Source organism: Pseudomonas gingeri (genome assembly GCF_013386165.1).
In the GTDB taxonomy this organism is placed as follows: domain Bacteria; phylum Pseudomonadota; class Gammaproteobacteria; order Pseudomonadales; family Pseudomonadaceae; genus Aquipseudomonas; species Aquipseudomonas gingeri_C.
The window spans coordinates 19,990-40,103 of the sequence record NZ_JACAOS010000021.1 but is presented as its reverse complement, the minus strand read 5'-3'; the positions used below and the strand labels follow the sequence as shown (position 1 = coordinate 40,103).

The 20,114-nt window shown below is 61.7% G+C and carries 19 protein-coding genes; 8 read left to right on the top strand and 11 right to left on the bottom strand.

Features of this window, described 5'->3' with window-relative positions:
• Positions 1 to 161: 161 nt before the first annotated feature.
• Positions 162 to 1,517 (bottom strand): MATE family efflux transporter, encoded by a 1,356-nt coding sequence (locus tag HX866_RS25350; RefSeq protein WP_177104064.1) that lies wholly within the window; start codon positions 1,515 to 1,517, stop codon positions 162 to 164.
• 87 nt (positions 1,518 to 1,604) lie between these two features.
• Complete coding sequence (locus HX866_RS25345) at positions 1,605 to 2,636, bottom strand: hypothetical protein (protein ID WP_177104066.1); 1,032 nt, start codon at positions 2,634 to 2,636, stop codon at positions 1,605 to 1,607.
• Positions 2,637 to 2,879: 243 nt separating this feature from the next.
• On the opposite strand from HX866_RS25345, the gene HX866_RS25340 reads away from it, so the two are divergent.
• Positions 2,880 to 3,701 carry a glycosyltransferase gene (locus tag HX866_RS25340; protein WP_177097666.1) on the top strand — a complete coding sequence of 274 codons (822 nt, stop codon included), beginning with the start codon at positions 2,880 to 2,882 and terminating at the stop codon, positions 3,699 to 3,701.
• Positions 3,702 to 3,878: 177 nt separating this feature from the next.
• Here HX866_RS25340 and HX866_RS25335 read toward each other — a convergent pair whose 3' ends face one another.
• Positions 3,879 to 4,757 carry a LysR family transcriptional regulator gene (locus tag HX866_RS25335; protein WP_177104068.1) on the bottom strand — a complete coding sequence of 293 codons (879 nt, stop codon included), beginning with the start codon at positions 4,755 to 4,757 and terminating at the stop codon, positions 3,879 to 3,881.
• 247 nt (positions 4,758 to 5,004) lie between these two features.
• Between HX866_RS25335 and ampC the strand changes: the two genes are divergently transcribed.
• Positions 5,005 to 6,180 carry a class C beta-lactamase gene (gene ampC / locus HX866_RS25330; protein WP_177140606.1) on the top strand — a complete coding sequence of 392 codons (1,176 nt, stop codon included), beginning with the start codon at positions 5,005 to 5,007 and terminating at the stop codon, positions 6,178 to 6,180.
• Between the two features lie 42 nt (positions 6,181 to 6,222).
• Complete coding sequence (locus tag HX866_RS25325) at positions 6,223 to 6,621, top strand: hypothetical protein (RefSeq protein WP_177140605.1); 399 nt, start codon at positions 6,223 to 6,225, stop codon at positions 6,619 to 6,621.
• Positions 6,622 to 6,630: 9 nt separating this feature from the next.
• Here HX866_RS25325 and HX866_RS25320 read toward each other — a convergent pair whose 3' ends face one another.
• Entirely contained in the window at positions 6,631 to 7,539 is a 909-nt protein-coding gene (locus tag HX866_RS25320) for a helix-turn-helix domain-containing protein (protein WP_177140604.1), read from the bottom strand.
• Positions 7,540 to 7,713: 174 nt separating this feature from the next.
• Between HX866_RS25320 and HX866_RS25315 the strand changes: the two genes are divergently transcribed.
• From HX866_RS25315 to HX866_RS25305, 3 genes are read left to right on the top strand one after another with little or no spacing between them, the layout of a single operon-like run.
• Positions 7,714 to 9,072, top strand: coding sequence for a glutamine synthetase family protein (locus tag HX866_RS25315; protein ID WP_177140603.1), 1,359 nt, complete (start codon positions 7,714 to 7,716; stop codon positions 9,070 to 9,072).
• A 45-nt stretch (positions 9,073 to 9,117) separates the two neighbouring features.
• Positions 9,118 to 10,206, top strand: coding sequence for a polyamine ABC transporter substrate-binding protein (locus HX866_RS25310; RefSeq protein WP_177097608.1), 1,089 nt, complete (start codon positions 9,118 to 9,120; stop codon positions 10,204 to 10,206).
• Positions 10,203 to 11,504 carry an NAD(P)/FAD-dependent oxidoreductase gene (locus HX866_RS25305; RefSeq protein ID WP_177140602.1) on the top strand — a complete coding sequence of 434 codons (1,302 nt, stop codon included), beginning with the start codon at positions 10,203 to 10,205 and terminating at the stop codon, positions 11,502 to 11,504. The genes HX866_RS25310 and HX866_RS25305 overlap by 4 nt, the downstream gene beginning before the upstream one ends.
• A gap of 231 nt (positions 11,505 to 11,735) precedes the next feature.
• On the opposite strand, the gene HX866_RS25300 is transcribed toward HX866_RS25305, so the two are convergent.
• The 7 genes from HX866_RS25300 to HX866_RS25270 all read right to left on the bottom strand — a co-directional run bounded on the left by HX866_RS25300 (position 11,736) and on the right by HX866_RS25270 (position 17,831).
• The gene (locus HX866_RS25300) at positions 11,736 to 12,089 is read right to left on the bottom strand and encodes a RidA family protein (protein WP_177097610.1); all 354 of its coding nucleotides are present in this window, start codon (positions 12,087 to 12,089) and stop codon (positions 11,736 to 11,738) included.
• Positions 12,090 to 12,111: 22 nt separating this feature from the next.
• Positions 12,112 to 13,341, bottom strand: a complete 1,230-nt coding sequence (locus HX866_RS25295; protein ID WP_177140601.1) for a D-amino acid dehydrogenase — start codon at positions 13,339 to 13,341, stop codon at positions 12,112 to 12,114.
• On the bottom strand, positions 13,341 to 14,765 hold the full coding sequence (locus HX866_RS25290) for an amidase (RefSeq protein WP_177140600.1): 1,425 nt from the start codon (positions 14,763 to 14,765) through the stop codon (positions 13,341 to 13,343). Before HX866_RS25290 ends, HX866_RS25295 begins: the two co-directional genes overlap by 1 nt.
• 4 nt (positions 14,766 to 14,769) lie before the next feature.
• Positions 14,770 to 15,453 carry an amino acid ABC transporter permease gene (locus tag HX866_RS25285; protein ID WP_177097613.1) on the bottom strand — a complete coding sequence of 228 codons (684 nt, stop codon included), beginning with the start codon at positions 15,451 to 15,453 and terminating at the stop codon, positions 14,770 to 14,772.
• The gene (locus HX866_RS25280) at positions 15,450 to 16,106 is read right to left on the bottom strand and encodes an amino acid ABC transporter permease (RefSeq protein ID WP_177097614.1); all 657 of its coding nucleotides are present in this window, start codon (positions 16,104 to 16,106) and stop codon (positions 15,450 to 15,452) included. The genes HX866_RS25285 and HX866_RS25280 overlap by 4 nt, the downstream gene beginning before the upstream one ends.
• Complete coding sequence (locus HX866_RS25275) at positions 16,107 to 16,895, bottom strand: amino acid ABC transporter ATP-binding protein (protein WP_256345003.1); 789 nt, start codon at positions 16,893 to 16,895, stop codon at positions 16,107 to 16,109. It lies immediately after the preceding gene.
• Between the two features lie 66 nt (positions 16,896 to 16,961).
• Positions 16,962 to 17,831 carry an ABC transporter substrate-binding protein gene (locus HX866_RS25270; RefSeq protein ID WP_177097615.1) on the bottom strand — a complete coding sequence of 290 codons (870 nt, stop codon included), beginning with the start codon at positions 17,829 to 17,831 and terminating at the stop codon, positions 16,962 to 16,964.
• 99 nt (positions 17,832 to 17,930) lie between these two features.
• Here HX866_RS25270 and HX866_RS25265 point away from each other — a divergent pair, with 99 nt between their 5' ends.
• Both HX866_RS25265 and HX866_RS25260 read left to right on the top strand, forming a co-directional pair.
• Positions 17,931 to 19,019, top strand: a complete 1,089-nt coding sequence (locus HX866_RS25265; RefSeq protein ID WP_177097616.1) for a GlxA family transcriptional regulator — start codon at positions 17,931 to 17,933, stop codon at positions 19,017 to 19,019.
• A gap of 91 nt (positions 19,020 to 19,110) precedes the next feature.
• Positions 19,111 to 20,073 carry a GlxA family transcriptional regulator gene (locus tag HX866_RS25260; RefSeq protein WP_177097617.1) on the top strand — a complete coding sequence of 321 codons (963 nt, stop codon included), beginning with the start codon at positions 19,111 to 19,113 and terminating at the stop codon, positions 20,071 to 20,073.
• Positions 20,074 to 20,114: the final 41 nt, after the last annotated feature.

Genomic DNA, 20,114 nt, shown 5'->3' with positions numbered 1-20,114 from the left:
TCTGGCGGTATTTACCTAGTACCAATACGCAACTTTTTAGCGGTACCAAACCTCGCTCGGGGACATGGCCAGCACTTGCTGCAAGCGCCGGCCGTCAGCCCTGGCAGCCCTATCGGGCGACAAAACCGAGACTGCATGTCATTGCCCTGCGAGGGGCACCTTCAGATCAAGCGTTCGATCCGCTTGTGCCGCCACACCACTCGGTAATAGGTGGCCTGCAAAGCCAGCATGCACAGGTAAGCCACCGGAAAGGCCATCCACACGCCCTCCAGTCCGAAACGTGCATCCAGCAGATAAGCCACCGGCAGCTCCACCCCGGCGATACAGAAAACCGAGATAAATACCGGCGCGAGCACCGTTCCGCTGGCGCGCATGATGCCGCCGATCACCGCCTGGAAACCGAACACCAGGATGCTCCAGAGCATGATATGCAACAGGTGCTCGGCCTCGGCGTGGGTGGTCGGGTCGGTGATGAACAGGCCCAGCAACCAGTGGGATAACACATACCCCAGGACAATCAGGGCACCGGTCAGGCAGGCGTTGATCATCAGGCCGGTGCGCAGGATCGGCCCCATGCGCTCCAGACGCCCGGCGCCAATGGCCTGGGCCCCGAGAATCGAGGCGGTAATGGCAATCGACAGCGCCGGGAACTGCACATAGTTGACGATCTGGGTCACCGCGCCATACGCCGCCGTCGCCTGGGAACCGTGATGGTTGACCAGGGACAGGATCACCAGTTCGGACAGCGACAGCACCACCATCTGCAAGCCCGTGGGCAAACCGATTTTCAGGACTTTGCTCAATATCGCCCAATCCAGGCGTATCGCCATCAGCAGCGCCCGGTCCGGGGCCATGACACTGGCCTTATGCCGCAGACGCAAGACCAGGAAGAGCATCGCCAACGCCGTACCCACCAATCCGGCTACCGCCGCGCTCTGGATACCGAGCTGCGGCAAACCCAACCAGCCGCGAATCAGCGCCGGGGTCAGCAACAGCCCGGTGCCGGTGGAGACCGCCAGGCCCAGTAACGGCGAGAGCGTATCGCTGATGCCCCGCAGCAACTGGGTGAAGAGTACAAAGATCAACAGCAGCGGCATGATCAGCATCATGACCTGGGCATAGCCAACCGCTTCGTCGAGGACATCGGCAGGCGTACCCAGGCCGATCAACGCCGGGCGCGCAAACACACTGCCCAGTATCGCGGCGACCAGGCCGATCAAGGCGCCCAGGGCCAGTGTCGTGCCGGCAACCGCCTTGACCGCGTCCAGTTCGCGAGCCCCCCAGGCCTGCCCGATCAACACCGAGGCCCCTGCCCCCAGTCCGATGATCAAGGCAATAAAGAAGAATACGATGGGGAACATTCCCGATACCGACGCCAACGCCTGGGTACCGAGCATCTGGCCGATATAGATGCTGTTAAGGGTGCCAGAGAGCGACTGGAGAAAATTGGAAAGCACCATGGGTGCGAGAAAAACCAGATAGGTTTGCCAAAGCGGGCGCGGGGCGTTTTTTTGCATGAAGGGATCGGCTTCCGAATGATGGCATCTGCGTGCTCGGCGACTCTACCTGATAGAGAAGCCCCTGTTGAGTTTTCATCACCACGATCAAGGATGCGTTGTCCCTGTTACCGGCGGCTCGGCCAGCACCCGCTGCTCCACCGCTGCCGCGAGATACCCTTCGATCTGGGCTGACAGGTAATGGGTCGTGGCCGTCACCCCACCACTGGGGTCCGAGACCAGCTTGAGCCACGCCTTGTCGAAGGCCTCCCCCAGGCTCTTGCGAATCCGTACCTGGGTATCCGGCTGTTCATGCTCGTGGACAATCGCGCGAAAACCCGCGACGCCAAGGGAAATCATTGCCCCAGCTACCCGCCCGACCGCTGTCGCGACCGCTCCCGCCACCCCGCGGCCGGTGAATTCGGACTGGAGCTTCTCGCTGGTCTGCTGCGCCACCGAGTTGATCCCCGCACTCGATGTCCCGTCATTCGCGCCCCCGGCCAGGTGAATACGCGCGCTCAAGGCCCTATAAGCCGGCAACTGGGTCAATGGCGCGGCATGCAGGGCTTGATAGAGGGACACGCTGTGATCGGCGGGTGGGGCCAGGGAGATTGCCGGTATCTGATTGATGTGCCGGTCAAGCTGGTCTGTCGGCACGCCATAACGCTGGGCAATCACCGCCAGCTGTTTGCCCATCTGCTCGAGATAAAACTGTGCGGCCTGATCCATGATCGAGTCGGGATCGATTTCCAACGCCACCGGGGCCAGCACCCGCGCGCGATATTGCTCCTGCAGGTAGCTGGCCAGGCGCTTGGCCGAGGGGTCCTGCTCGCCCTGGTCACTGAGCCGGTACCAGCCGACCTTGATCGACAACCACTCCTGGGTCCAGTAACCGTCGAACCAGGGGATGAATTTTTCGTCAGTTTGCTGATAGATACGCGTGCGCCAATACTCCATGGTAGTGCGTGCCCAGCCGTCCGCTTGCACGGTGGCTTGCTCGGAAGCCTGGATCAGATCGACATCGATCTGCTGCCAGACCTGCGCTGAAACCACCGTCGGTGCGACGACCTCATGGGCGCGCTGAGGGCCGGCACATCCGGCCAGCAGCATCCAGGCGAGGACCAGCACACGCAGGCTCAAGGTCGCAGCTCCCTAAAACCGGCTCAAGCACGGACGTGGTGTTGCCGGTGTCACCTGCCTTGAGTATAGGTCGCAAACCTGACAGGCCCGAGGGCCGGCGACTTTCATCTAACCCACGACAGTACAGCCAGGTATCAAAAAAGTTACCCAACGGAGAAACGCCTGAAACCTGAGCCCTTACAGAATGCGCCCACGCCTGAACGTCCAGGCACTCACATCGGCCCATGAGCGAGGCTTTCCATGATGGTGCGCACACGTCCCCTGCAAGCGAACTACAGCATTGTGCTAGTCAACTATAAGACCCATGACCTGACTAGAACCTGTCTGGAATTGCTGAAAATCGCTTTGCACGGAACCGATGTCCCGGTATTCGTGGTCGATAACGATTCAAAGGATGCGAGCACCGACTACTTGCGCGGCCTGGACTGGATCAACCTGATCGAACGTGAAAGCAACGCACCTGAACGCGGCAGCGCGGCCCATGGCCGGGCCCTGGACCTGGCCCTGGCGGAAGTCGAAACCGAATACCTGTTCCTGCTGCACACCGACACCTTTATCCATGACCCGGACGTGTTCAGCCTGATGATCCGGCAGTGCTCGACCCCAGAGGATGTCGTCGCCGTCGGCTGCCTGGAGCAGTTGGACCGGGGCGTCGTGCGCTCGGCCTGGCGCCTGACCTCACGCTTTGCCAAGCATTACACCCGACGCGGCCTGCGCGCCCTGGGTCTGAATGCCAGGGCACCGAGGCCTTTTCGGGAAGTGCACCTGAAGAGTTTTTGCGCCTTGTGGAATGCTCGCCTGATCAAAGAGCACGGGCTGCACTTCCATATGAGCGCTGGCAATCCCGGCTACGATCTGCAGGACCGAATGACCGAACTGGGCTACCGGGTCGAATGCATTGCACCACGCCAGATGTTCCGCTACCTGGACCATATCCAGAGCGGGACGGTGGCGGCCATGGGCGGCTTCGGCAAGAACCATCGCCGGGTCAAGATGTACCAGCAACTGAGCCAGGCGCCCGTAACGGTCCTATCCAGTTCGCCGTACATACAATCCGGTGCTTGAATCATCATTTCGATTGATCATTCAAATCGTAAAACAGAATTTTTTATTTGCCTGCGATCCGTCCAGGATAGGCCCGCCTCTACTGTCCCGGACGAACCCCCATGAATCTCAATTTTGCCATTGCCTGCGCCGTTGTCGTGTCCTTCGCCATCGCCCTGCTGCATTCCTGAGCGCTGCTCAAGCCTTGGCTACAGCCTCGACCAACCAACTCCTGAACGCCGCCATCGCCGAGGTTTCAGGACGCGACTGCAAACGTGTCAGCCAATAGCTGCCCGTGGTAATAGCGATATCGAAGGGTTGTAGAACAAGCTCCGCCTCCAGTTGCCGGGAAAACATCATCACCGGCACCAGTGCCACTCCAGCCCCCTGCTGCGCTGCCTCCATCATCGCCAACGAAGAATCGAAGACGATGCTTTCGGGCACCCGCCCCTCGTCCGGCAGGCCAGCGGCCTGAAACCATCGCGGCCATTCCTCCGTCCGGTAAGAGCGCAGCAACGTCTGCTTCAACACATCGACCGGGCCTTTCAGTTGCCGCGCAATCTGCGCAGTGCAGACCATTGACAGGGGCGCTTCCAGCAACGCCATGGCTTCCACGCCGTGCCAGGCACCGGCGCCAAAGCGAATAGCAAAATCAAGTCCCTCGGCGGCCACGTCGACGCGGTTGTTGTGGGTCGACAAGCGCAAGTCGATAAACGGATGCCGGGCGCGAAAGTCCGCCAGGCGCGGCAACAGCCAACCCAGCGCGAAAGTCCCTACCGCGCCTACCGTAAGCACCTCCCGATAATGCCCGCCCTCGAACCGTCCGAGGGTCTGGGCAATCCGGTCGAAAGACTCGTTCAGCACCGGCAACAAGCGTTCACCTTCGGCCGTCAACATCAAACCGCGGGCAATGCGCTTGAACAGTGTCACCTTCAACTGACGCTCAAGGCCCTTGACCTGATGACTCACCGCCGCCTGGGTCACGCACAGTTCAATCGCCGCCCGGGTGAAACTCAGGTGCCGCGCGGACGCCTCGAAGGCGCGCAACGCATTCAACGGCAAGTGAGGTCGAACCATGATCAAGCCCCTAAATTTTCTAATAGCTAATCTGAAATTTCATTGTTTGCTGATTTTCCTCGCGCTGACTACATTCGGCGTCCTGGCGCTGGCATGGGCAGCCGAATTTCACGGGAGGCCACGCAATTCCTGGGATAAAGCCCATCCATTAGCGCAGCCGAGCGATTGCAGCGGCATATTTTCGACATAAAAAACCGCTCCAGGGCGAGCAGTTAACATAATGAAACATAATGGGAGTCTTTGAAGCATGTTCAAGAAGAACCTTGCCAAACTGGAAGTCCTGATGACCTCCCTGCTGCTGGTCGGCGCGAGCAACAGCTTTGCCGCGGACAAAACCCAGGCCCCCATCCAGTCGATTGTCGACGCGGCCATTGGCCCGATCATGCAGGAGCAGAATATTCCCGGCATGGCCGTCGCCGTCCTGGTGAACGGCAAGCCGTATCACTTCAACTACGGCATGGCTTCGAAGTCCCGTCAGCAAGCCGTGACCGATGACACGCTGTTCGAGATCGGCTCGGTCAGCAAGACCTTCACCGCCACCCTCGCCGGCTATGCCCAGGCCCAAGGCAAACTCACCCCGTCGGAGCCCGCCAGCCACTACGTGCCGGAACTGCAAAACAGCGTCTTCGACAACATCACCGTGCTGCAACTCGGCACCTACTCGGCGGGTGGCCTGCCCCTGCAGTTCCCGGACGCTTTCGACGCCCAGGACAAGATGATCGACTACTTCAAACAGTGGAAACCGATCTATCCGGCGGGCACTTACCGGCAGTACTCGAACCCGAGCCTGGGACTCTTTGGCTATGTGACCGCCAAAAGCCTGGGGGCGCCCTTCGATGTACTGATGGAAAAAACCCTGTTGCCGGCCCTGGGTCTCAAGCACACCTATATCCACGTGCCGCCGGCACAGATGAAGCATTACGCCGAGGGTTACACCCTGGATGACAAACCCGTCAGGGTCGGCCCTGGGGCTCTGGATGCCGAAGCCTACGGCATCAAGACCACCTCGAGCGACCTGCTGCGTTTTGTCGAAGCCAACCTCCAGCCGGAAACCCTCGAAGCCCCGCTGCACAAAGCCGTCGATCTGACGCAGAGCGGTTACTACCAGGTCGATGGGACCACCCAGGGACTGGGCTGGGAGTTCTACCCCTACCCGGTCAAGCTCGAGCAACTGCTGACGGGAAATTCCTCGGAAATGGCGTCCGAGGCCCACAAGATCACGACACCATTCAACCCTGCGCAGCCGCCGCAAAAGAACGCGCTGTTCAATAAGACCGGCGCGACCCGTGGCTTCGGCGCCTACGTGGTCTACGTACCGGCTAAGAAAATTGGCATCGTGATGTTGGCCAACAAAAACTATCCCAACCCGGTCAGGGTCAAGGCCGCCTACCAGATCCTGAACGCACTGGAGCGTGTCAAGTAAGCGGATAGGCAAAGGCCAGCCGGGTGGCTATGATCGGAGTCCATGACAGCCCTACCGATCCGTCAGCCCTGCCCACCCGGCGCCTGCATTTGCGAGCGGGAACAACTGCTGCAGATACAAGGCGCCGATCTGCGCATCCTGGGCCTGACCCGCCAGCAGGAAAAGGTTCTGCTGGAGCGCCTGGAAAACCTGAAGAGCCTGGCCGACCTCGAACACCTGCAAAAGCGCATGTACGAACAGTTGGGCCTGCGTGTGGCCATCGCCCCGGGTTTCAATGAAGTGCGCACCATGCGCGGCATCGACATCCAGATCGCCGAACACCCCGGCCTGTGCCGCAAGACCCGCCAGTCGATTCCGGCGGCGATCCGCCGGGGCCTGGAGAAAAACCCGCAGATCGCCTACGCCCTGCTCAACGCCAATGACCTGCTGCGCGATGCCTGAGACGCCGTTTCAGCGAAGCCGCTGACCGCGCTTGAGGGTCTCGCTGGGCAGTTCGCCGAACAGCGCCCGATAGCTGTTCGAAAACCGCCCCAGGTGCCAGAACGACCAATTCATCGCCACCTGCGCCACGGTCTTGTCCAGGGCATTGCGCCCGAGCAATTCATGGCGGGCGCTGTTGAGCCGCCGCAAGCGCAGCCAATGGCTCGGGGTCATTCCGGTGTAAGCCTTGAAGGTGTGCTGCAACTGACGCAATGAAACCCCGGCAAAGCCGGACAGCTCCAGCAGGTTGAGGGTCTCTTCCGGTGAATCGGCCGCCCACTCGCCAATCCGCTTCATGATCGAGCGCTCCTCGGCGCGGCGCTGCAGGGAGCCTTGATCCAGGCAAACGGCGTTGTCGAGAATGTACAGGCAGTCGTCCAGCAATTGCTGGGTGAGGCTTTCCCGACTCGGCGGGTCGAGGGTCTGCGCCAGGCGGGTCAAGGTGCCGCTCAGCCAGCGGCTGAACAAGCCGTTCTGTTGCGAATTGAGCGGCGCCATGAACAGCCCCTCCAACCGCGCCACATCCAAAGCGTGGTGTTGCACGAACTCCGGACCGAACACCACCGCCACTTCCTGGTAGTTCTCGGGAGTGATCCAGATATTGCGGCTCTCGCCATTGAGCACATACAAGGCGTTGTCACTGCGATCGAAACAGAAAGCCAGCGCACCCGACGGCGCACTGAAGTTCTGCTCGACCCGGGTGTTCATGCACTCCTCGTAGATCTGCACCCCTTGCAGGTCCAGGTAACGAATCTGCCCGGCGAAATGCCCCGGCGACATCTGCTGGTAATGCTGCACCCAACCGGGTGTGGCACGCACCTGCTCGGCTACGTCGGCGGTGTTGAATGCTTGGACTTGCAAGGCGTTTGACTCTGTCATCGGATGACCGTTCGCACTTATTTGGTGCGTTTTTAGGCGTCATAAAGTGGATAGATGGGACCCCCATCGCTCGCCCAAGATAGTCGTCAATGCGCCGCAGGGGAAGTCTCTCGCCGCGAGAGCGGGATGCGGACACGTCGCCCGACGCAGAAAAAAACCAACAACGAGGTCTTTATGAATGCCCCTTTCGATCAGCTGTCTTCGTGGCTGAAAGAACACAAGATTACCGAAGTAGAGTGCGTGGTCAGTGACCTGACCGGTATCGCCCGCGGCAAGATCGCACCCACCAACAAGTTCCTGCATGAGCGAGGCATGCGCCTGCCGGAAAGTGTGCTTTTGCAAACGGTAACAGGGGACTTCGTCGACGACGATGTCTATTACGACCTGCTCGATCCCGCCGACATCGACATGATCTGCCGGCCGGATTCGTCGGCCATGTATGTGGTGCCCTGGGCCATCGAGCCGACCGCCATCGTGATCCACGACACTTTCGACAAGCAGGGCAACCCGATCGAACTGTCGCCGCGCAACGTCCTGAAAAAAGTCCTCAAGCTCTATGCCGACAAAGGCTGGCAGCCCATCGTCGCCCCGGAGATGGAGTTCTACCTGACCCAGCGCTGCGAAGACCCGGACCTGCCGCTCAAGGCGCCACTGGGCCGCTCGGGCCGGGCGGAAAGCGGTCGGCAGTCGTTCTCCATCGATGCCGCCAACGAATTCGACCCGCTGTTCGAAGACGTCTACGACTGGTGCGAAGCCCAGGGCCTGGACCTCGATACGCTGATTCACGAAGACGGCCCGGCGCAGATGGAAATCAACTTCCGCCATGGTGATGCTCTCGACCTGGCCGACCAGATCACCGTGTTCAAGCGCACCCTGCGTGAAGCCGCGCTCAAACACAACGTCACCGCGACCTTTATGGCCAAGCCCATCGCCGACGAGCCCGGCAGTGCCATGCACCTGCACCAGAGCGTGGTCGACAGCGCCACCGGCAAACCGATCTTCGTCGATGCCGACGGACAGATGAGCCAGCTGTTCCTGCACCATATCGGCGGTTTGCAGAAATACATCCCCAAGGTGCTGCCGATGTTCGCGCCCAACGTCAACTCGTTCCGCCGCTTCCTGCCGGACACCTCGGCACCGGTCAACGTCGAGTGGGGCGAGGAAAACCGCACCGTGGGCCTGCGGGTGCCGACCTCCAGCCCCGACGCCATGCGCGTGGAAAACCGTCTGCCGGGTGCCGATGCCAACCCTTACCTGGCGATTGCCGCCAGCCTGTTGTGCGGTTACCTGGGCATGGTCGAGGAGATCGAGCCGAGCGCCAAGGTCGAAGGCCGGGCCTATGAACGTCGCAATCTACGCCTGCCGATCACCATCGAGGATGCCCTGGCGCATATGGAAGACTGCCCGACCATCGAACGTTACCTGGGCACCCAGTTCGTCCGTGGCTATGTGGCGGTCAAGCGCGCCGAACACGAAAACTTCAAGCGCGTGATCAGTTCCTGGGAGCGTGAATTCCTGTTGCTGAGCGTCTAATCCAGAACCTTTACCCAGACTGAAAACAACCCAAAGAGGTGTCGAATGCGTCTATTGAAATCCGTCGTACCGGTGGCACTGGCGCTGCTGTTCAGCGCAACCGCCCAGGCCGAACCGACCGTCAGCGTCTACAACTGGACCGACTATATCGGTGATACCACCCTCGCCGACTTCCAGGCCAAGACCGGTATCAAGGTGATCTACGACGTCTTCGACTCCAACGAAACCCTGGAAGGCAAGTTGCTGGCCGGACGTACCGGTTACGACGTGGTGGTGCCTTCCAACCATTTTCTCGGCCGCCAGGTAAAAGCCGGGGCCTTCCTGAAACTGGATCGCTCGCAGTTGCCGAACTGGAAAAACCTCGATCCCAAGCTGCTCAAGCTGCTGGAGAAAAACGATCCGGGCAATGAACATTCGGTGCCCTACCTGTGGGGCACCAATGGCATCGGCTACAACGTCGACAAGGTCAAACAGGTGCTGGGCATCGACCATATCGATTCCTGGGCGGTGCTGTTCGAACCGGAGAACCTGAAGAAGCTCACCCAGTGCGGCGTATCCTTCATGGACTCGGCCGACGAAGTGTTCCCGGCGGTCCTCAACTACATGGGTATGGACCCACGCAGTTCGAAACCCGAGGACTACAAGAAAGCTGAAGCCAAGTTGCTGACCCTGCGTCCCTATATCACCTATTTCCACTCGTCCAAGTACATCTCGGACCTGGCCAACGGCGATATCTGCGTGGCCTTCGGTTACTCGGGCGACGTGTTCCAGGCCGCGAACCGGGCCAAGGAAGCGAAAAACGGCATCAACATCGCCTACTCGATTCCCAAGGAAGGCAGCAACCTGTGGTTCGACCTGCTGGCCATTCCCGCCGATGCGGCCAATGTCAAAGAAGCCCACGCCTTCATCAATTACCTGCTCGACCCGCAAGTGATTGCCAAGGTCAGCGCCACTGTCGGCTACGCCAACCCAAACCCGGCGGCGAAGCAGTACATGGATGAAGCACTGGTGAACAACCCCGAGGTCTATCCGTCCCAGGAAGTCCTCGATAAGCTCTACATCTCAACCACACCGACACCTGAAATCATGCGCCTGATGACCCGCTCCTGGAGCAAAGTGAAGTCCAACAAATGAGTCAAGCCAGCCCAATGGAACACGCTCGCTCCTACTACGCGGCAACCGCCGGTTCGATGCCGGATTATCCCCGGCTCGAATCCCGGGTGAGCGCTGATGTGTGTGTGATCGGCGGCGGTTTTACCGGCGTCAACACCGCCATCGAACTGGCACAGCGTGGACTCTCGGTGGTGCTGCTCGAAGGCCGACGGATCGGCTGGGGCGCCAGCGGGCGTAATGGCGGGCAACTGATTCGGGGCATCGGTCATGATGTCAGTGGTTTTGCCAAGTATGTCGGCGATGAGGGCGTGCGCTACCTGGAGCGGGCGGGGATCGAGTCGGTCGAGGTGGTGGGCAAGCGTATCCGCGAGCACGCCATCGACTGCGACCTGCGCTGGGGCTTCTGCGAGCTGGCCAATACCCCGGCGCAGTTCGCGGCGTTCCGGGCTGAGCAGGACCATCTGGCGGAGCTGGGTTACGCCCATGAAACCCGGATTGTCGCGCCCCAGGATATGGCTCAAGTGGTCGCCAGCCAGGCGTATACCGGTGGCCTGATCGATATGGGCTCGGGGCATTTGCACCCGCTCAACCTGGTGCTCGGCGAAGCCCGGGCGGCCCAGGCGCTGGGGGTGCGGATCTTCGAGCACAGCCCGGTGCTTGAGCTGATTCATGGCAGTACGGTGGAGGTGCGTTGTGCCGCCGGCAGCGTGCACGCGAACAGCCTGGTGCTGGCCTGCAATGCGCACCTGGAGGATCTGGAACCCCGGTTGAGCGGCAAGGTGCTGCCGGCCGGTAGCTACATCATCGCCACTGAACCGCTGGCAGCCGAGGTGGCGACACAGTTGATCCCGCAGAACCTGTCGTTGTGCGACCAGAAAGTCGGGTTGGATTACTACCGGCTGTCTGCCGACAAACGCTTGCTGTTCGGCGGGGCCTGTCATTACCTAGGGCGCGACCCGGCGGATATCGGCGCCTATATGCGGCCGAAGATGCTCAAGGTGTTCCCGCAGTTGGCGGATGCGCGTATCGACTATCAATGGGGCGGCATGATCGGCATCACCGCCAATCGTTTCCCCCAGGTCGGGCGCCTGCAACAGCATCCTAATGTGTTCTATGCCCAGGGGTACTCGGGGCATGGCGTCAACGTGACCCACTGGACTGCGCGGTTGTTGGCCGAAGCGATCCATGCCGGACAAAGCAAAGGCATGGATATCTTCAGCGCAGTGCCGCACATGACCTTCCCGGGGGGCAAGGCTTTGCGCTCGCCCCTGCTGGCGTTGGGGATGTTGTGGCATCGGTTGCGTGAGGCGCTGGGCTAACCCCCGATAGCCCCCTGTAGGAGCGAGCTTGCTCGCGATGGCGACCTCAAGGTCGTCCTCATGACCTCAGCCTGCCGGCTGATCGCGAGCAAGCTCGCTCCTACAAGGGCCCGGGTTGTCACGATAATTTGCGGTGAAGCGCCGATCGTAGAATCGGGATTGTCACGATAATTTGCAATGAGCCGCCGATCATAGGGACGTTGTTGTCACGATAATCGGCAACTTGAAGGCTCAGCCCTTGGCCGCAATCACCATGATTTCCACCAACACATCCGGGTGCGCCAGGTTGGCTTCGACCGTGGCACGGGCCGGAGCACCGCCTTCTGGCAACCAGGCATCCCAAACCCCATTCATTGGCGCAAAGTCGCGGTCGATGTGCTTGAGCCAGATCTGCGCGCTGAGCAAGCGGGTCTTGTCGCTCCCGGCCTGAGCCAGCAGCCCGTCGATCTTCTCCAGTACCTGACGAGTCTGGGATTCGATATCAGCTTGCAGATCACCCGGCACCTGGCCGGCGAGGTACAGCACATCACCATGGCTGACCACCCCGGACATCCGCGCATTGCTCTGGAAACGTTGAATCGTCATCGGTTTTCTCCTTGGTTAGATATCAGCCGGTCACTTGCGCGACCAATCGCACCAGTCGCTGTGCACTGCCAAAGGCCAGGGTCATACCCAGTGCGCCATGACCGGTGTTGAGGTACAGATTACTGCCCGCGCGCTGTTCAAGTACAGGCCTGCCGGTGGGCGTCGCCGGCCGCCAACCGCTCCAGGGCTGACAATCGGCAGTGTTCCAACCACCGCCGAACAGCGCCTCGGTCGAGGCTTGCAGTTGCTCGATCCGCGCAGCAGGAATCGACGCATCCATCCCGCACAACTCCACCATCCCGGCAACCCGCAGGCGCTCACCGATCCGCGCGAACACGGTCTTGCGGCGCATATCGGTAATGCTCACCGTCGGCGCCCGGGTGTGCTCGGTAATCGGCAAGGTAATGCTGTAGCCCTTGAGCGGATAAACCGGCAAACGGCTCCCCAATTGCCCCAGCAAACCGGTGCTGTAGGCACCTGCGGCCAGTACCACCGCCTCGCAGTGCAGCACTTCGGCGCCATTGCCGGCATGTTTCAGGTTCAGGGCGGTGATCCGCTCACCACGGCGCTGGAAACCGTCGACCTTACGCTCGAACAACAACTGCACACCCTCCGCGGCCATGATCCGGGCCATTTCACGACACAGCTTGAGACCGTCCACCGCGCATTCACTGTCGGTGTGAATCGCCCCATGAAACGCCGACTGGTAACCGCCCAGCGCTGGCTCGATCGCCACCGCCTCACGGGCGCTGAGCACCTGTTGTCGCGATCCCAGCCCCGCCTGGAAACGCAGCTGGCGCTGGGCCTTCTCCAGCCCTTCGGCATCCGGGTACAGCACCAGCTTGCCGGTGCGAGTAAAATCGCAGTCCAGACGCTGCTCCTGCATGAACCCATCCAGGGCCTGGCGGCTCTCGGCGGCCAGCGCCAGCAACTCCACCGTGGTCTGGCGTGAGACCGAAGTCCGGCAGGCCGCCAGGAACTCCATACACCAGCGCCATTGCTCCGGACTCCATTGCGGGGTGAAACGCAGCGGCCCGCTGCGGTCGAGCAACAGTTTCGGGATGCCCGGCAACAGCGACGGGTCGGCCAGCGGCTGCACATAGCTGTAGCTCAACTGCGCGCCGTTGCCGCCGACGGCGCCCATGCCCGGACCGGACGCCTGGTCGATCACCGTCACCCGATGCCCGGCCCGGTGCAGGTACCAGGCACTGCTCAGTCCGACGATACCTGCGCCCACCACGCAAATCTCCATTACACCGCCTCCTTGTCCAGGGCCCAGCCGCTCGGGCTCAGTTGATGCCAGTCGGTCTGCTGCTGATAGGCATGACCAATGCGCAGGATCAGTGACTCGGCAAACGCCTGGCCGACAATCTGCATCGACACGGGCATACCTTGACCGTCAAAACCCACCGGCAACGCCACCGAGCACAGATTGAGCAGGTTGGCGAAGCGCCCCAACAAGGCCAGCGGCGTGCCGTATTCATCGACCTGATCCAGCGGCACACTGCCGACCGCATTGGTCGGAAACACACAGGCATCGACATTCAGCATCGCCTCCTGCATGGCCTGGCGCGCGGCGCGGCGCTGGTTGTGCAGATCGATATAAGCCGCCGAATCGATGGCCTTGCCGCTCAACACGCGACGTTGGACGTGGGGGTCAAAACGCAGGTCAGTCTGTTCGAACAACGCACCGAGACTGGCATAACCTTCGGCGCTCATCAGCCCGCCGGCCACCCGCATGCAAAGCTCCAGCGAACGCGGCAGCGGTTGCTCCACCAGGTGCAGGCCCAGCGCCGCCAGTTGCTCCAGCCCACGATCGTAGGCCGCCAGAATATCGGGTGCAATGGCGCTACGCTCAGCCTGCGGCAACACCCAGACTCTCAGCCCCGCCACCGGTTGATCAAGCCCTGCGGAGGCGCTGAAGACCGGCGCCCGTACCGAAACAGGGTCCAGCGGATCAGGCCCGAGCAAGGCATCGAGCATCCAGGCCGCGTCCTCGACGGTGTGGGTGATCGGCCCCACCGAGTCCAGCGACGGACAGAGTTCGATCAAGCCATACCGGCTGATCAGCCCTCGGGTGGTCTTCAAGCCGACCAAGCCGCACATGCCGGCGGGAATCCGTACCGAGCCGCCGGTGTCGGTGCCCAGAGCCGCACTGGCCAGCCCGCTGGCCACCGCCACCGCCGAACCGCTGCTGGAGCCGCCCGGTGCCCGATGGACTTGGTGATCCCAGGGATTCCAGGGCGTGCCCATCACCGCATTGGTGCCCCAACCGCCAAAGGCGAACTCCACCGTGTGGGTCTTGCCCAGGATGATCGCCCCTGCCCGTTCCAGGCGCTGCACAGCGGTAGCCGTCAGGCGGGAAATACGCGGACGCTGCGCCAGCGAACCACCGGTGATGGCCTGCCCGGCGATTTCAAACAGATCCTTGATGGCCACGGGAATACCATGCAACGGCCCGAGGTCGATCCCGGCGGCTCGCTGCTGGTCCGCCGCGATGGCCGCGCCCAGCGCACGCTGGGCGTAGGCCTCGACATAGGCGTTGAGCTGCCCATTGAAGCGCTCGATACGGGCCAGTTGGGCACGCACCAGGGCCTCGCTGGTCAGGTGGCCACTGCGCAGCGCCCGCTGCAATTGGCCGATACTGTGGAAAGTGCTGTGGTCCAGGGAATTCATCCAGTCAACCTCTCAGGCTTTTGCGGCCACGGGAAAAGCGCTTCTCAAGCACACGTGACAGCAGGGAAAGCGGGAACGCGATCACGAAATAGAACAGGCCGACCAACAGGAAGATGTGCATCGGCAGAAAGCTCTCCGAGGCAATCGCCCGGGCGGCCAGCATCAATTCATCGGTGGCGATCAGGGCACACAGCGAACTGTCCTTGAGGATCGACACATAGGCGTTGAGCAGCGGCGGCAACATCCCGCGAATCGCCTGGGGCAGGATCACCGCGGTGAACGCCTGGAACGGCGTCAGGCCGACGGCAATCGCCGACTCGCGCTGGCCCCGGTGCAGGGCGTCGAGACCGCCGCGCAGGATCTCGGCGATATAGGCACTGCCCTGCAACCCCAGTCCGAGAATGCCGGCCTCGAAACCGGACAGGGTCAGGCCCAGGCTCGGCAAGGAGAAATACAGCGCCAGCAGCAAGGCCAGCAGCGGCAGCGCGCGCATGCCCTGGATGAAATACAGCGCCGAGCGACGCAGCCAGGCAAAAGGACCGCGCAAGGCCCAGGTCAGCAAGCTGCCGAGCAGCGCCGCCAGGGCAAAACCGCCCAGGGACAACTTCGCGGTGACGATGCCACCTTGCAGCAGCCGCGCCGTCCAGTCGCTCCAGTACTCGGGATATTGCGCAAAAAAGCTGATCATCGTGCGCTCCCCCAATGCCGTTCAAGGCGGATAAAACCCAAGCCGATGGGCACGATCATCGCGGCGTAGATGCACATCACCGCGAAATAGATCAGCGAAGTCTGGAAGGTCGAGGTCACCAGGTTGCGCGCCAGGAACATGATCTCCGGCACGGCAATGGCCGAGGCGATGGAGGTGTCCTTGATCAGTTGCGTGACATAGTTGGCGAAGGCCGGCAACGAACGACGCAGCGACTGCGGCAAGAGGACGTTGGCCAGGATCTGCACGCGGGTCAGCCCGACCGCCAGGCCCGCCTCGTATTGTCCGACATGCAGGGACTGCAGGCCGGCGCGAAAGATATCGCAGAGCACCGCGCTGCCCACCAGGCTGAGGCCGACAATGGCCGCCAGCCAGGCGGGCAGATTGATCCCCAGGTACGACAGGCCGAAGTAGATCAGGAACAGATGCGCCAGGGCCGGCACGTTGCGCATCCATTCGATGAAACAGGCAATGCCCATCTGCACCAGCCGCGAACGGCTGAAGGTCAGCCACACCGCCAGCAGCAAGCCGCCGACACTGGCCAACACCAGGGTGCACAGGGCGATTTCGAGTGCCGTCAGGGCACCGCTCAACAGCAAGGGCAACAAGCCGAAAAACGTCTGGAGGCTGCTCATTCAAGCCTTCTCCATGGCCATGCGCCCGAGGAAACTGCGGGTGCGTTCGTGGCTGGGCGTATCGATCACCTGGGCGGATGGCCCCTGTTCGACAATATGGCCACCGTCCATGAAGATCACCCGGTCGGCCACGTCCCGGGCAAAACGGACTTCGTGGGTGACCATGATCATGGTCCGGCCCTCCTCGGCCAGCTCGCGGATGACCGCCAGGACTTCGCCCACCAGCTCGGGGTCGAGGGCCGAGGTCGGCTCATCGAACAGAATGACCTTGGGTTGTTGCGCCAGGGCACGGGCAATCGCTACCCGTTGTTGCTGGCCACCGGACAGCTGCTCGGGATAGGCATCGGCCTTGTGCCGCAGGTGGACCTTCTCCAGCATCGCCTCGGCCAGTTCGTAAGCCTGCTTGCGCGGCATGCCACGGGCCTTGATCGAACCCAGCGCGACGTTGTCGCGTACGTTCAAGTGCGGCCACAGGTAGAACAGCTGGAAGACCATGGCGATCTCCAACCGTTGCGGGGCCATTTCCCGGTCGCTGAGCAAACGCAGGCGCGCGCCGTCGCGAGCTTGCCCGATCAGTTCATCGCCGAGCCAGATTTCACCCCGGCTGGGTTTCTCCAGGTAGTTGATGCAGCGCAGGCAGGTCGACTTGCCGGAACCGCTGGGGCCAATCAGCGACAGGGTTTCCCCGGCCTTGAGTTCCAGGCTGATGCCCTTGAGCACCTCCAGGTCGCCATAATTTTTATACAGATCACACACGCGCAGCAGCGCAGGTTCTACCAGGTTGGACATCTTGCTCACCCGCTATTTCTCGGTCTGGCGCTGGCTCGACAACCCGAGCCAGCGCATCACGCTGTGTTATTGGCAGCCGGGCAGTTTCCAGTCCGCCGGACGGTCGACGCTCAGGCGCAGGTCCTTGCCCTGGGGCATGAACCAGACATCCTGGGTCAGGCCATAGCGAGCACCGATCTTGCGCATCTCGCAGGTTTTCCAGAGCGCCTGGATCTGTTCGTTGACCGCCGCCAGCAGTTGCGGGTTGTCCTTGTTGAAGCCGAACACCACTTGCCCCAAGCCGGTCAGCAGGGGGAAGTCCGGGTCGTTATCGGTGAAGGCATTGAAGTGCAGGTGCCATTGGGCATTGCGCGAAATGGCGTATTGCATGACCGGTGGATCACCGATCACCGCGTCGATGCGTCCGGCGAGCAAGTCGCGCACGGCGGCGTCCGAGGTGTCGTAGAGCGTCACTTGCAGCCCCGGGATCTTGCGCATTTCAGGGATGAAGGAAAAGCCGGTGATGGTTCCAACCTTCTTGCCTTGCAGGTCCTTGAGGGTCTTCCAGTCGGTCTTGTCGGTCTGGGTGATGCCGTTCTTGAAATAGTGGATCGGATCGCTCAGGGCCATGATTTTCGAGCGCTGCTCGGTCCAGCCCATGGTCCCGGCCATGACGTCGACGCGGTGGGCCTGCACCGAGGCAATGGTCCCCGACCACTCCATCAGCGCCGGCTTGACCTTCATTCCCAGTTTTTCGGAAATTTGTTGAAGGATTTCACCGTCGTAGCCAACCATCTTGCTATCTTGATAACCGGTCCCCGGCATGTCACCGCTGAAGGCGATGGTCAGGCTGCCCGGCTCCACGGTGTCCAGCGCAAACGCCGGTACCGCAGCCAACAGGGACAGTATCAAACCGGCGCAAAGGCCGGTAAAACGTTGGATGTCAGGCTTGTTCATCGTGTGCACCTCGTTGGTTTTCTTATTGAACGACAGGATGTTGGGCAGGCCTCCATCCTAGGGCCGAGGGCACGTTAATCAGTTGGATGCTTTGCACGAATGATTGAATATTTGCGACATCTGCACGAAACCACGGACCGGACCGACGAACCGAGCCTGGTGGCGCGACTGGACCAGCAACCGGCGCCCTCCCCGCGCAAGCGCCGTGGGACGGCTGAACTGTCGGTGGGCATCGTGCTCTGGCCGCGCTTTCCATTGCTGTCCTTGTCCGGGCTGACCGATGCACTGCGCCACGCCGCCGACACCGGCGACCAGAGCCGACCGATCCGTTGCGAATGGAAGGTGCTCGGCACACCGGGGCAACGCGTCGCCTCCAGTGGTGGGCTGGACGTGCCCATCGACAGCGAGATGGGCGATCCGCAACGTTTCGACTACATCGTGGTGATCGGCGGCCTGCTGGATTCGCTGGCCGATGTACCGAAAAGCTACCCGGCGTTCCTGCACCAGGCCGCGGCGGCCGGCGTGCCGTTGATCGGCCTGTGCACCGGCAGCTTCGTGCTGGCCCGCCACGGGCTGATGGAAGGCCACACCGCCTGCGTGCACGCCTACCATGCCGATGACTGGAAACGCCTGTTCCCGACGCTGCGGTTTATCACCCATAACGACTTTCTCATCGACAAGGACCGCATCACCTGTGCCGGTGGTGTATCGGTGATCGAGTTGGCGGTACACCTGATCGGCATGCACTGCGGTCCGGACCGCGCCGGCAAGGTGGTGCACCAGATGACCGTGGCCAAGAGCGGTACCGGCAGCTTCCTCGAGCGGCGCAAGGCCCTGGGCTATGCCAGTTCGTCCAACCGACGCCTGCACGAGGCGGTGATGTTGATGGAAAAGCACATGGCCGAACCGCTGGAAATCGAGGCCATCGCCCATTGGGTCGGCACCAGCAAGCGCCAGCTGGAACGACTGTTCATGGCGGAAACAGACACCAGCCCGGCCCAGTTCTATCGCCAGGTACGGCTACGCTTTGGACGCTGGCTGCTGGTCAGCTCGGATCGCCAGATCGGCGAAATCGCCTTCGAATGCGGCTTTGCCGACGCGCCGCATTTCATCCGGCATTTCCAGAGCCTGTTCGGCCTGTCACCGGGCAAGTTGCGCAAGGAGTTGTTAAAGCACGCGGGGCCATGATGGGAAAACAACTCGCTGCGGATTCACTCTGAAATTTCATGATTGGGGTAATCTATTCTTCCCCACAGGTACAGGGTGCTTCGGAGTCCGTATGCTGCGTATCGGTTTCATTACCTTTCCCGGTTTTGGCGTCATGAGTTTCTCGGCCATCTCGGTGTTCGAGACCGCCAACACGGTGGTTGGCAAACAGCACTACGATGTCCGCCTGCTTTCAGAGCAAGGTGGCCTGGTGCGCAGCTCAATTGGCGTGCAGGTGCAGACCGAAGTCTTCGGCGCCGACACCTTCGACACGGTGATCATCGGCGGCGGCGCCAATCGGCCCTTCACCCCCGACCTGCTCGCCTACCTGCGCGAGGCCGCGGTCAGCAGCCGGCGCCTGGCGGCGACCTGCTCCGGGACCTTCTTTCTCGCCGAAGCCGGGCTGCTCGACGGCTTCCGGGCAACCACCCACTGGTTTTTCGCGGAGGAGTTCCGCGCCCGCTATCCGCGGGTCAGGCTGGAAGAGGAGCGCCTGTTTGTCGTCGATGGCTCGTTGTGGACTTCGGCCGGGATGACGGCGGGGATCGACCAGGCCCTGGCCATGGTCGAAAAGGACCTGGGGCCCGATGTGGCCCGCGCCGTGTCGAAAACCTTCATCCTGCAAAGCCGCCGGGCCGGTGCTCAGCCGCAATCCTCGGTGCTGCTGGAGGAACAACGCTCCGACCGCATCCAGGTCGCCCTGGCCTACGCGCAAAACCACTTGCACATCGAACTGAGCCTGGAACGCCTGGCCGAGGCCGCGCACCTGAGTACCCGGCAGTTCAGCCGGGTCTTTCGTCAACAGACCGGTACCTCCCCGGCCAAGGCCATCGAGAAGTTGCGCATCGACGCGGCGCTGGTGTTGATCCAGGAAGGCCGCCACCCGATCGAGGCCATCGCCCGCCAGACCGGCTTTGGTGACGGCGAGCGGATGCGCCGCGCCTTTGTCCGGGCATTCGGCGAACCGCCACGGGCTATGCGACGTAATGCCAGGATCAAGACCGAGCCGAGACAAGCACACGAAACCCTGTCCTGAAACGAGGGTAAAACGACACTTTTCACGGTCCTCGGGCGATT

What these genes read in the sequence shown, in the direction of transcription:
- HX866_RS25350 (WP_177104064.1), bottom strand. Translation starts at nt 1,517, where the DNA reads ATGCAAAAAAACGCCCCGCGCCCGCTTTGGCAAACCTATCTGGTTTTT.
- HX866_RS25340 (WP_177097666.1), top strand. Translation starts at nt 2,880, where the DNA reads ATGGTGCGCACACGTCCCCTGCAAGCGAACTACAGCATTGTGCTAGTC.
- HX866_RS25335 (WP_177104068.1), bottom strand. Translation starts at nt 4,757, where the DNA reads ATGGTTCGACCTCACTTGCCGTTGAATGCGTTGCGCGCCTTCGAGGCG.
- ampC (WP_177140606.1), top strand. Translation starts at nt 5,005, where the DNA reads ATGTTCAAGAAGAACCTTGCCAAACTGGAAGTCCTGATGACCTCCCTG.
- HX866_RS25325 (WP_177140605.1), top strand. Translation starts at nt 6,223, where the DNA reads ATGACAGCCCTACCGATCCGTCAGCCCTGCCCACCCGGCGCCTGCATT.
- HX866_RS25320 (WP_177140604.1), bottom strand. Translation starts at nt 7,539, where the DNA reads ATGACAGAGTCAAACGCCTTGCAAGTCCAAGCATTCAACACCGCCGAC.
- HX866_RS25315 (WP_177140603.1), top strand. Translation starts at nt 7,714, where the DNA reads ATGAATGCCCCTTTCGATCAGCTGTCTTCGTGGCTGAAAGAACACAAG.
- HX866_RS25310 (WP_177097608.1), top strand. Translation starts at nt 9,118, where the DNA reads ATGCGTCTATTGAAATCCGTCGTACCGGTGGCACTGGCGCTGCTGTTC.
- HX866_RS25305 (WP_177140602.1), top strand. Translation starts at nt 10,203, where the DNA reads ATGAGTCAAGCCAGCCCAATGGAACACGCTCGCTCCTACTACGCGGCA.
- HX866_RS25300 (WP_177097610.1), bottom strand. Translation starts at nt 12,089, where the DNA reads ATGACGATTCAACGTTTCCAGAGCAATGCGCGGATGTCCGGGGTGGTC.
- HX866_RS25295 (WP_177140601.1), bottom strand. Translation starts at nt 13,341, where the DNA reads ATGGAGATTTGCGTGGTGGGCGCAGGTATCGTCGGACTGAGCAGTGCC.
- HX866_RS25290 (WP_177140600.1), bottom strand. Translation starts at nt 14,765, where the DNA reads ATGAATTCCCTGGACCACAGCACTTTCCACAGTATCGGCCAATTGCAG.
- HX866_RS25285 (WP_177097613.1), bottom strand. Translation starts at nt 15,453, where the DNA reads ATGATCAGCTTTTTTGCGCAATATCCCGAGTACTGGAGCGACTGGACG.
- HX866_RS25280 (WP_177097614.1), bottom strand. Translation starts at nt 16,106, where the DNA reads ATGAGCAGCCTCCAGACGTTTTTCGGCTTGTTGCCCTTGCTGTTGAGC.
- HX866_RS25275 (WP_256345003.1), bottom strand. Translation starts at nt 16,895, where the DNA reads ATGTCCAACCTGGTAGAACCTGCGCTGCTGCGCGTGTGTGATCTGTAT.
- HX866_RS25270 (WP_177097615.1), bottom strand. Translation starts at nt 17,831, where the DNA reads ATGAACAAGCCTGACATCCAACGTTTTACCGGCCTTTGCGCCGGTTTG.
- HX866_RS25265 (WP_177097616.1), top strand. Translation starts at nt 17,931, where the DNA reads ATGATTGAATATTTGCGACATCTGCACGAAACCACGGACCGGACCGAC.
- HX866_RS25260 (WP_177097617.1), top strand. Translation starts at nt 19,111, where the DNA reads ATGCTGCGTATCGGTTTCATTACCTTTCCCGGTTTTGGCGTCATGAGT.